We start from the raw sequence: 11,053 nt of genomic DNA on the forward strand, positions 1-11,053 counted from the left end.
AAAAAACGCTGCTACCGACGAGTTCGGGAAGCCGGCACCCGCGACTGCAGGTGCCGGGGGGGGGCGGGATCAGGTCCGGATTTCGCAGCCCGAAGCGTCGCGGCTGCGGAATGCGGTTTCCGGTGCCACCACGCCGAGAATCTCCTGAACGTCGAATTCCTCGGTGACCTGATCGGGCCTTTTCACCCGAAGCACGTACATGGGGTTCATGACCCGGCCATCGTCCCTGATCCGCACATCGGTGTTGTTGAAGTCGTTGACCGGCGTCTCGCGCATGTGGGTGTTGACGGCGATGGCGTCCGTGTTGCCGAGCGCCTCGACTGACTTCAGGTAATGCAGAACCGCGGAATAGACCCCTGCATGCAACATGTTCGGAATTCGTCGCGGGCGCCGTTCGAAGAAGCGCTTGCTCCAGGCCCGTGTCTGGTCGTTCCTGGCCCAGTAGAAGGACTCGCTGGCGATCAACCCGCGGGCCGTCTCCAGCCCCAGTCCGGGGAGGTCGCTCGAAAACAGCGAAAGCCCTGCGAGTTGCTGCCCGTTCGCGTCCGGACCAATCCCGAACTCGCCGGCCTGCTTGAGTGCATTGACGAGGTCCTGGCCGGCCACGGCGAAACCGATGACATCGGCGCCTGACGCCTGCGCCTGCAGGAGAAGCGAGGAAAAGTCGGCGGTTCCAAGCGGAACCCTCACGCTTCCCGCGACGTCTCCGCCGGAATTCATGACAACTTGCGTCGTATCGCGTTCGAGCGCGTGGCCGAAAGCGTAGTCGGTCGTGATGAAGAACCACTTCTTTGCGCTGGCGTCGCGGCTGAGATAGGCGCCGGTGGCGGTCGCCTGGGCAAATGTGTCGTAGGCCCATTGGGTGGAGATGGGAGAGGATTCCTTGCCGGCGAAGTCGGGGTTGCCCGCGCCTGCGACGAGAAAGGTCCGCTTGGCTTCGCGGGCAATGTTGAGAATTGCAAAGGCCGCTGCGGAGTTCCCTCCACCGACGATTGCCTCCACGCCGTCGACGTCGAACCATTTTCTGGCGTTTGCAGCGGCCACGTCGGTCTTGTTCTGATCGTCAATGCTGTAGATGACGACCGGGCGGCCCAGAACCTTTCCGCCGAAATCCTCGACGGCCATTTCCGCAGCGACGATCTGACCAGGTCCGGTCGTGTCGACGTAAGGCCCGCTCATGTCGGCGCTGACGCCGATGATGAAAGGCTCGGCGTTTGCTGCCGAGATCCGCGGGAGCAGCGTTGTTGCGCCCAGGGCGGCTGCAGTGGAAAGCAAAGTGCGTCGTGTGATCGATGTTTTCATCATGTTGGTTCCCCTCGTTTTTTAAAAATTGAGCATTGAACAATTTTATTGTCAACTGTACAATTATTAGATGGCGTAGAGGAGTAATCGAGTTGGCGAAAACGGATGGCGAGATCAAACGACGCGGGCGGCCGCCCCGGAGCTCCAATGCGAGCCTGGTTCCGCAGCAGATCGTTGAGATGTCACTGGAAGTGGTAAATGAGCGCGGGCTCGACGGCTTCAGCGTCAGAGATGTTGCCCGGCGTCTCGGGGTATACCCGACGGCGCTCTATCATCATTTCCCCGGCGGCCGGAATGAGCTGCTGGCAAACGTCGCCTCGCTGGCGTTCGTGGATGTCGCCCCCGAACTCCCGGCGGACGGGGAGTGGACGTCGTGGCTGCGCGAACTGTTCCGCCGCTACCGCGCGTCGCTCCACCGGTTTCCCAACCTGGCGCCGTTACTCGGCGCGCAGCTTGTATCGAATGCCGGCGTCAATCCGGCGCTGGTCGAGCGGATCCTCTGTGTCCTGGAACTGGCGGGGTTCGAGGACCAGAAACTGATCGATGCGTATAACGCCGTGGTTGCCGCATTGCTCGGCTATGTGACGCTGGAGTTGGCGCCGATGCCGGCCGACGATCCTCAGGGATGGGCATCCCAACTGGAAAAAAATGTGCGCAATCTGGAGCCGGAAGCCTATCCCACAATTCATAGGCATATGGAAATACTGGCGAACAGGGCCTTCATCGTTCGTTGGCAGAGCGGTCGGCAGCGCCCGTTGGAGAGCGGTTTCTCGTTCTACGTGGAAACGATGATCGCCGGCTTGCAGCGGCTGAGCATGACGCCGGACTGATCCATGCCGGTTCGCCGGTTGCCATCAGGGATGTGGCCCCGTCGCCAGTTCACCGGCGAGGCCCTGCCTGGCGAAAGTTCCGTGCCCGGGGACAGCGTGTGACCGGAAGGGCAGGGGGGACTGAAACTCCCTTCCCGCCACAGGGGGCGATGCCACCGTCCCCGGTTGGCGCCTGCCGTGCGGGTGAGTTCGGCTCAGGCCTTGATGAGGATTGCCGCCCGGTCCGTCAGGCGAAGGGGTCGGCGGCAAGTGTGGCACAGGCGGCGCGATATTCGGCCGTGAGCCGCGCGCAAAGCTCCGCCGCCGGCAGCAGCTCGGTGATTGTGCCGGTGCCCTGGCCGGCCGACCAGATGTTCTTCCACACCTTCGCCTCGCTGCCCATGTCGAGCGATCCCGCATGCTGCAGGTTGTCCGGGTCGAGGCCGGCACGCTCGATGCTCGGGCGCAGGAAGTTGGCGTTCACGCCGCTGATCGCGGGCGTGTAGAGGATGTCGGCGGCGCTCGCATCCAGGATCATCTGCTTGTAGTCGTCGACGATCGTCGCCTCGCTCGTTGCCAGGAAACGGGTGCCGAGATAGGCGAGATCCGCCCCCATGGCGCGGGCCGCGACGATCTGTGCGCCGGTGTTGATGGCACCTGCCAGGATGATCGCGCCCTCGTAGAAGGCGCGGATTTCGGAGACGAGGGCGAAGGGGCTCATGGTGCCGGCATGACCGCCCGCTCCGGCGCAGACCGCGATGATGCCATCGACGCCGGCTTCCGCTGCCTTGCGGGCATGGCGCAGGCTGATCACATCGTGGAAGACCAGCCCGCCATAGGAATGGACGGCGGAAATCACGTCCGGATTGGCGCCGAGCGAGGTGATGACGAGTGGCACCTTGCGCGCCACGGTCATTTCCAGATCGGCCTCGAGCCTTGCATTGCTGCGATGGACGATGAGGTTGACGCCAAAGGGCGCGGCGCCGGGATGGGGAGCGAGACGCTCCCCGATTTCGGCAAGCCAGTCGCCGTAGCCCTCGGTGGAGCGTTGATTGAGGGCCGGAAACGTGCCGATGACGCCGGAGCGGCAGGTTTCGACGACGAGATCGGGGCCCGAGGCGAGGAACATCGGCGAGGCGATCGCCGGCAGCTTCAACCGGCCCTCGAACGCGTTGGGGAGGCTCATGCAACGTCTCCTTTGCCCTTGCTCCTACCCGCATTCCGGCGGGTTCGGGTTATTCGCCGCGGAATTGCGGTTGGCGTTTTTCAAGGAAGGCCGAGACGCCTTCGCGGAAGTCGCCGGTCTCCGTCATGCGGATGAACGAGGCGCGTTCCGCCTCCAGATGGGCAGCAAACGGCCGCTCGAGGGCGGCGTCGATGAGCTTGCAAAAACCGCCATAGGCCTGTGTCGGGCCGCTCGAAACGCGGCGCGCCAGCGTGTCGGCACGGGCGTCCAGCTCGTCCGGCGCGACCACCGCGTTGACGATGCCGGCGGCTTTTGCCTCCTCTGCCGACAGCGTCTCGCCGAGCAGCATCAGTTCCATCGCCTTCGCGCGGCCGACCTTGCGCGGCAAGGCCCAGGTGCCGCCGCAGTCGGGCGTGGTGCCGATGCGGTCATAGGCGATGACGAAGCGGGCGTCGGTTTCGGCGACCACGAGGTCGGCGCCGAGCACCAGGCTGAAACCGGCGCCGGCGGCAACGCCCCGTACCACGGCGATCACCGGGGCAGGGGCCTCGCGCAGCGCCACCAGCGCAGGGTGCAGAGCATCGAGCAATTCGTGGACAACCTCGGCGGCGCGGTCGGGGTCGGAACCGAAGGCGGCGACATCGCCGCCGGCGACGAAGGCGCGCCCGGCGCCGCGCAGCACGATGCAGCGCACATCCTTGCGGGCCGTCACCTCGCGCACCGCCCGCAGGAATGCGCGCGACGTCGGCGCATCGAGCGCGTTCAGCACCTTCGGCCGGTTGATGGTGATGGTGGCGACACCGGTTTCGGCATCGACATCGGCAAGGACAAGGTCGTCGCTCATGCGGCCGCCTCCTCGTTCAGGTGGAACCGCCCGCCGTCGCGGGCCATGGCGGCAAGGCCGACGGGGATCTCCAGCCCGTCCGCCCGGCAGGCGTCGACAAAGGCGGCCGCCCCGGCGGTGTCGATCATTGTCAGTGGTCCGCCGGTCCAGACCGGGAAGCCGGCCGCGTCGATGGCATGAACATCCGCCTCGATGGCCGAGGCGACATCGCCGCGCTCCAGCGCCGCCGCCGCCGCAAGGGCGACAGCGCGCAGCAGCCGCATTCCGGCCGGGCGCAGGGCCGTGCGGTCTGTCTCGCCCGCCGCCTCGCCGTCACTCGGCAGTCGCGGCGGGGTGGAGAGGCCGATGACGCGTGCCGCGTTGCCGACAAAGGCGGGGCTCGTGCCCTCTGCCATCATCCGCAGGGCCTCCGCGTCGAGGGCATTCCTGCAGGCCGAGGCAAGGGGGCCGTCGGGATCGGGCCTGGCGCGGCCGTCGCGGGCGAGCGCCTGCCGGGCGAAGAACTGGGTGCGGATCATCGCCTGCGCGACGTCGCCATGGACCAGACGACCGAAATACTGTCGCTCGAGCTTGAGCGCCTTGTCGATCGGCAGGCGCGCCCCTTCATAGACGCAGGAGAGGATTGCCTCCGGTGCCGGATAGTTCCGGTGTCCGCGGGCGTGCACCTGCGCGTTGGCGAACAGGAAGATGTTGGAGGCCGCTTCCGAATTCGCCGCCGGGCCGGGCAGGGCGAAGCCCTTGCGGTCCCAGGGCGCCAAGGCTTCGACGCGCCCCTCCCGGATCGCCCGCTTTGCCGCATCGACAAGATCGCCGGCTTCGGCCAGTTCGTCGAGGATGCCGAGCGCCAGTGCCTCGTCGGCGGAAAGGCGACGCCCTTCCAGCAGCAGGGGAAGCGCTGCCTCGATGCCGATGATGCGCGGCAGGCGCTGGGTGCCGCCGGCACCGGGCAGGATGCCGAGCGTGACCTCGGGCAGGCCGAAGCGTGCCTTCTCGTCGCGGGCGGCAATGCGGTGATGGCAGGCGAGCATCAGTTCCAGCCCGCCGCCGAGCGCGGTGCCGCTTGCCGCGGCGACGACCGGCTTGCCGCAGGTCTCGATCGCGCGGAACGTGTCGGTCATCACGCGGATGCGTTCCGACGCGGTTGCCGGCGAGGTGCCGGGACCGCTCATGCCGTTCATGATGGCAAGGTCCGCGCCGGCGATGAAGCTCTCCTTGCCGGAGGCAATGACGATGCCGGTCACCTCAGGGTCAGCCGCAAGCCGGTCGATTTCGGCGCGCAAGGCGTCCGTGAAGGGCCAGTCGATGACATTCATCGAGCGGCCGGGCATGTCGATGGTCACAAGGGCGATGCCGTCCTTGTCGGTTGCGCATGTCAGCATGGGGCCTCCTCAGATCCGTTCGATGATGGTGGCAACGCCCATGCCGGCGCCAACGCACAGGGTGACGAGAGCGGTCTGCCTGTCCGTGCGTTCCAGTTCGTCCAGCGCGGTGCCCAGGATCATCGCGCCGGTGGCGCCGAGCGGGTGACCCATGGCGATCGCCCCGCCATTGACGTTGACCGTCTCCGGGTCGAGGTCGAGCGCCTCGATGAAGCGCATGGCGACCGCCGCGAAGGCCTCGTTGATCTCGAAAAGGTCGATGTCGGCCGCCGTCATGCCGGCGCGCTTCAGCGCCTTTTCGGCGGCAAAGGACGGCGCGGTCAGCATGATCGTCGGCTCCGAGCCGATTTCGGCGAAGGCGCGGATGCGGGCGCGCGGTGCAAGTCCGGCGCGCTTGCCGGCCTCGCGCGTGCCCATCAGCACGGCGGCTGCGCCGTCGACGATGCCGGAGGAATTGCCGGCATGGTGGACATGGCGGATTTCGGCGAAGTCCGGATAGCGTTCCAGGGCGATGGCATCGAAACCGGCCTTTTCGCCGAGCGCGGCAAAAGACGGCTTCAACCGCGCCAGGTCATCCGTCGTCGAGTTGCCGCGAATGGTCTCGTCGCGGGCGAGCAGCACCTCGCCGACCCGGTCGTCGACCGGGATGACGCTGCGGGCGAAGCGGCCCTCCGACCAGGCGCGGGCCGCGCGTCGGTGGCTTTCCACCGCATAGGCGTCCACATCCTCGCGCGAATAGCCCCATTTCGTCGCGATCAGGTCGGCGGAAATCCCTTGCGGGACGAAGGAGGTGGCGGCCGCCACTTGCGGATCGGCGCCCCAGGCACCGCCGTCGGACAGGATCGGAATGCGCGACATGGATTCGACCCCGCCGGCGACCATCATGTCCGCCTGACCGGCCATCACCTTTGCGGCGGCCATGTTGCAGGCCTCGAGGCCGGACGCGCAGAAGCGGTTGACCTGCACGCCGGCCGTTTCTTCCGCGTAGCCGGCTGCGATGGCGGCGACGCGGGGCAGGCACTGACCCTGTTCGCCGACGGGCATGACGATGCCCATCACCACGTCGTCGACAAGGGCCGTGTCGAGCGTGTTGCGCTCGCGCACCGCCTCCAGAACCGTGGTGGCAAGGCGGATCGGGGTCACCTCGTGCAGGGCGCCATCCGGCTTGCCCCGGCCGCGCGGCGTGCGCAGGTGGTCAAAGATCAGGGCGTCGGTCATGGCGGGTGCGAAGCTCCGTTCAAATGGCAGGACGTCTGCGGTGTGTCAGCCGGCCGCGTAGAGGCTGGCGATCTCGCCGGCATATTTCGTCTGGATGCTGGAGCGGCGCACCTTCATGGTTGCCGTCACCTCGTCGTCGTCGTGGTCCAGCTCCTTGGTGAGCAGGTGGAAGCGACGGATGTGGGAGACCTGGGCGAGCTGTCCGTTGGCGGCCCGAATCTCGGTGTCGACCAGTTCGCGCACCGCCGGGTTTTCCGCAAGGCTGCGGAAATTGGTGTAGGACAGTCCCGTTTCCTCCGCCCATTTGGCGACGGTCTCGAAGTCGATCTGGATCAGCGCCGAGACGTATTTGCGCCCCTCGCCGATGACGATGCATTCCTTGATATAGGGGCTGCCCTTGACCGTGTTCTCGATCTCCGAGGGGCTGAGATTCTTGCCGCCGGCGGTGATCATGATGTCCTTCAGCCGGTCGACGATGCGGTACTCGCCGCCCTCGATCTCGACAACGTCACCGGTATGCAGCCAGCCGTCCTTCAGGGCCGCTTCGGTGGCGCCGGGGTTCTTGTAGTAGCCGACGAAGACCGTATCGCCCCGTATCTGCAACTCTCCGTGCTCGCCCGCACGGGCCTCGACACCTTTTACCGGCGGGCCGACGGAACCGGCGGCGAGCCTGGCCCGCGTCTGTCCAAGCACCACACCGCTGGTCTCGGTCATGCCGTAGACCTCGACGAGCGGAACGCCGATGGTGCGGAAGAAATGCACGATCTTCGGCGAGATCGGCGCGGCCCCGGTCATCGCTATGCGGGCGCGGCGCAGGCCGATGTAATTCTGCAGGGCGCGGAAGACCAGAAGATAACAAAGGGCGAAGGTCGCTCGTTCCCGCAGGCTGCGTGCGGCTTTCGGCTTCGCCGCGAAGGGCTCGCAGGCGCGATAGGCCCGCTCATAGAGGGCGCGGCGATAGCCGCCTGCCTCGAGCATGCGGATGTGGATCGAGGAATGCAGCTTCTCCCAGATCCGCGGCACGCCGAGGAACGAGGAAGGAGCGACTTCTCGCAGGTCCTCCTGCACCGTGCGAAGGGACTCGCCGAAGCAGATCCGCGCGCCGAGATAGACCGGCGCCATCACCGTCACCATCTGTTCGGCGACATGGCAGAGCGGCAGGTAGGACAGATGCACGGTGTGGGCATCGAGGCCGATGCGGTCGGTCACCGCGATCGCCTGGGCACGCAGGTTGCGATAGGAGAGCATCGCGCCCTTCGGCTTTCCGGTCGAGCCCGAGGTGTAGACCATCAGCGCCACGTCATCGAGCGTGCGGGCGGCAAGGCTTTCCTCGGCCAGTGCGGGATGGGTCTTGCGATGCGCCCGCCCCATCTCCTCCATCGCGGCGAAGGAAATGACGAAGTCGCCGGAATAGCCGCGCAGGCCCTTGGTTTCGACGACGACGACCTTTCGCAGGCGGGGCAACTGGTCGCGCATCTCGACCACCTTGTCGAGCTGCTCCTGGTCCTCGCAGATGATGATCTCGCTGTCGGAATGTTCCAGCACGTAGCCGACCTCGTTGGCCGGGCTCGTCGGATAGACGCCGATGGTGACGCCGCCGACAATGCCGGTGCCGAGCTGGGCGAGCACCCATTCGACCCGGTTTTCCGAAAGCACCGCCACATGGCCCTTGTCGCCGAGGCCAAGGGCAAGAAGCCCGTGGCCGACGTCGCAGGCGCGTTCGTGATACTGGCGCCAGGTGAGCGGGTTCCAGATGCCGAAGTCCTTCTGCAGCACCGCGACCCGGTCCGGTGTCTTCTCGGCATGGGCACGCAGCATCTGCGGCAGGGTGAGTTCGGGGAAGTCGGCCATGGTCGTCTTGCCTCAGGACAGCCAGCGCTTGCGGCGCTTGTAATGCTTGATGTCGCGGTAGCTCTTGGTACCCTCGCCGCCGCTGGCGCCGAGATAGAACTCGCGCACGTCGTCGTCCTTCACCAGCCGCTCGCTCGGTCCGTCGAGCACGATCTTGCCGGTCTCCATGATGTAGCCGTAGTGGGAGACGGCGAAGGCGACGGCCGCGTTCTGTTCGACCAGCAGCATCGACACGCCGAGATCGCGGTTGATCGAGGCGATGATGGTGAAGATCTCCTCGACCAGCACCGGGGAGAGCCCCAGCGAGGGCTCGTCGAGCAGGATCAGCGAAGGCTGGGCGATCAGCGCCCGGCCGATCGCCAGCATCTGTTGCTCGCCGCCCGAGAGATAGCCGGCCCGTCCCTGGCGCCGTTCGAACAGGCGCGGGAAATACTGGTAGACGAGATCGAAGGAGGTCGGTTTGAGCCCGCGCCCGGACAGCGCGAAGGTCGCCGCCGTCAGGTTCTCCTCCACCGTCAGGTCCTCGAAGATGCGGCGCCCCTCCATCACGTGGAAGAGGCCGCGCCGGACCAGCGCGTGGGGCGTCAGCCGGGAAATGTCGTCGCCGTCGAAACGGATCGCGCCGGCGGTGACGGCGCCGTTCTCCAGCGTCAGCAGGTTCGACACCGCCTTCAGCGTCGTCGACTTGCCCGCGCCGTTGGAGCCGAGCAGGGTGACGATCTTGCCCCGCTCGACGCTCAGTGACAGGCCGCGGAGCACCTGCACCGTCTTGTTGTAGACGACCTCGATGTTGTTGATGTCGAGGAGGATGTCCGCGGCCATCTTGCTTACTCCTGCACGCTGATCCAGTCGGAAGCCGGCTGCATCTGCTTTGCGCTCGCGTCGTAGCGATAGATGCGGCCGACCGGGATGGAATTGCCCGGGATCGAGATCGGCACGCCGATGATGCCGCCGGTGTCGAAATTCTCGATCGAGTTGAGGGCGGCCTTCAGGTTGGTGCCGTTCAGCTCCTTGCCGGCGTCGAGCGTGCGCTTCGCCGCCTCGGAGAACAGCATGGCCGTGAGGAAGCCCTGCATGTACGGGGTCGACTGGTACTCGGGGCGCATCTCGCGGATGCGGTCGAGCATCGGCGCGTTGTCGGCCTCGTCATAGTAGTACCGGTACGGCATCACGCCCATGAAGCCGTCGGCATCCTCGCCGACCTTGGCCCAGATGCTGGAATCCATCGACCAGAAGGTGCCCATGAACTTGGTTTCAAGGCCGAGCTGCTTGGCCTGGCTCATGAATTCCGGCAGCGGCGCCAGCACGTAGCCGTGGAAGATCGTGTAGTCCGGCCGGGCGCGGCGCAGCTTCAGGACTTCCGTGGAAACGTCGACGGCGGTCGGCGGGGTGATGATCTCCTCGACGACCTCGAGGCCCAGTTCTCCGGCGCGCGCCTTGGTGGCGGCGATCGGGTCGCGGCCGAACTCGGTGTCCGAGTTGACCAGCACGATCTTCGCGCCCGGCTTCTCCTTGGCGATGTATTCCAGCAGGATGCCGGTCATCTCCGAATAGTCGGGACCTGCCATGAACTGTTGCGGGAAGGCCTTGGGATCGTTCAGCTCGGTGGCGAAGGACGCGCCCGCCATCATGATCGAGCCGAGGCGCTCAAGCTCGCCGTTGATCGTCTTGGCGAAGCCGGTCGAGTCGCCGTAGTAGAGATGGATCTCGTCCTGGCTCGTCAGCTTGTTGAAGACGGCAACGGAGGCATCGACCTTGTAGCCGGTGTCCTCGTAGGCGAGGCGCACCTTGCGGCCGTTTATGCCGCCGGCCTCGTTGAGGATCTTGATGTAGTCCTGCATGCCCGCCTCGATGCCGATGCCGGCGAAGGCGAAGACGCCGGTCAGCGGGATCGAGCCGCCGATGACGATGTCGTCCGCCGCGGCCGCGGGCAGCGAGGTGGCGATGGCTGCCGATGCCGAAAGGGCGATCAGCGTTCTCCTGGTTATGCCAAGCATGGTTTCCTCCGGTTTTGTCGTGACTTTTCTGTCATTCACTTCTTGAAGGGCCAGAGATGGAAGTAACGCCGTGTTCTCTGGACGATTTCGGCAAGTCCCTTCGGCTCGAAGATGAGAAAGCCGACGATCAGCAGGCCGAAAACGATGGTGCGCACCGGCGAGAGCATCGCCGCCGCGTTGGGAAGGACGGGGGTCAGCCAGTCGATGCCGAAGCGCAGCAGCTCCGGCACCAGCGTCATGAAGACGGCGCCGAGAATGGCTCCGAGGATCGTTCCCATGCCGCCGACGATGATCGCGGCAAGGAAGAAGATCGAATAGACGAAGGGAAAGCTCTCCGGCGTGACGACGCGGAAGAAATAGGCCCACATGCCGCCGGCGACCCCGGCATAGAAGGACGAGATGGCGAAGCTCATCAGCTTGTAGCGCAGCAGCGAGATGCCGAGCACTTCTGCCGAGATGTCGCGATC

Annotated in this window: 10 protein-coding genes; 1 reads left to right on the forward strand and 9 read right to left on the reverse strand. The window is 65.9% G+C overall.

Going from position 1 to position 11,053, the window contains the following annotated elements:
- Positions 1-69 precede the first annotated feature (69 nt).
- Positions 70-1,305 carry an ABC transporter substrate-binding protein gene (locus ACN0T5_RS14215; RefSeq protein ID WP_417769263.1) on the reverse strand — a complete coding sequence of 412 codons (1,236 nt, stop codon included), beginning with the start codon at positions 1,303-1,305 and terminating at the stop codon, positions 70-72.
- Between the two features lie 89 nt (positions 1,306-1,394).
- Here ACN0T5_RS14215 and ACN0T5_RS14220 point away from each other — a divergent pair, with 89 nt between their 5' ends.
- A complete protein-coding gene (locus ACN0T5_RS14220) occupies positions 1,395-2,132 on the forward strand; it encodes a TetR/AcrR family transcriptional regulator (RefSeq protein WP_417769264.1) in 738 nt (245 codons plus the stop codon).
- Positions 2,133-2,358: 226 nt separating this feature from the next.
- Here ACN0T5_RS14220 and ACN0T5_RS14225 read toward each other — a convergent pair whose 3' ends face one another.
- The 8 genes from ACN0T5_RS14225 to ACN0T5_RS14260 form a co-directional block, all read right to left on the reverse strand.
- On the reverse strand, positions 2,359-3,297 hold the full coding sequence (locus ACN0T5_RS14225) for an NAD(P)H-dependent flavin oxidoreductase (protein ID WP_417769265.1): 939 nt from the start codon (positions 3,295-3,297) through the stop codon (positions 2,359-2,361).
- Between the two features lie 49 nt (positions 3,298-3,346).
- Positions 3,347-4,141, reverse strand: a complete 795-nt coding sequence (locus tag ACN0T5_RS14230) for an enoyl-CoA hydratase/isomerase family protein (RefSeq protein WP_417769266.1) — start codon at positions 4,139-4,141, stop codon at positions 3,347-3,349.
- Positions 4,138-5,520, reverse strand: a complete 1,383-nt coding sequence (locus ACN0T5_RS14235; RefSeq protein ID WP_417769267.1) for an enoyl-CoA hydratase-related protein — start codon at positions 5,518-5,520, stop codon at positions 4,138-4,140. Before ACN0T5_RS14235 ends, ACN0T5_RS14230 begins: the two co-directional genes overlap by 4 nt.
- Positions 5,521-5,529: 9 nt before the next feature.
- Positions 5,530-6,738 (reverse strand): acetyl-CoA C-acetyltransferase, encoded by a 1,209-nt coding sequence (locus ACN0T5_RS14240; RefSeq protein ID WP_417769268.1) that lies wholly within the window; start codon positions 6,736-6,738, stop codon positions 5,530-5,532.
- A 45-nt stretch (positions 6,739-6,783) separates the two neighbouring features.
- Complete coding sequence (locus ACN0T5_RS14245) at positions 6,784-8,589, reverse strand: AMP-dependent synthetase/ligase (protein ID WP_417769269.1); 1,806 nt, start codon at positions 8,587-8,589, stop codon at positions 6,784-6,786.
- A 12-nt stretch (positions 8,590-8,601) separates the two neighbouring features.
- A complete protein-coding gene (locus tag ACN0T5_RS14250) occupies positions 8,602-9,411 on the reverse strand; it encodes an ABC transporter ATP-binding protein (RefSeq protein WP_417769270.1) in 810 nt (269 codons plus the stop codon).
- A gap of 5 nt (positions 9,412-9,416) precedes the next feature.
- Positions 9,417-10,586: an ABC transporter substrate-binding protein gene (locus ACN0T5_RS14255; protein ID WP_417769271.1), complete on the reverse strand. Its 1,170-nt coding sequence runs from the start codon at positions 10,584-10,586 to the stop codon at positions 9,417-9,419.
- 35 nt (positions 10,587-10,621) lie between these two features.
- Positions 10,622-11,053 (reverse strand): branched-chain amino acid ABC transporter permease (locus ACN0T5_RS14260; protein WP_417769272.1); only part of this gene is annotated, 432 nt, incomplete at its 5' end.

Origin of the sequence: Stappia sp., from assembly GCF_048261845.1 — a bacterium.
Classification (GTDB): Bacteria; Pseudomonadota; Alphaproteobacteria; order Rhizobiales; family Stappiaceae; genus Stappia.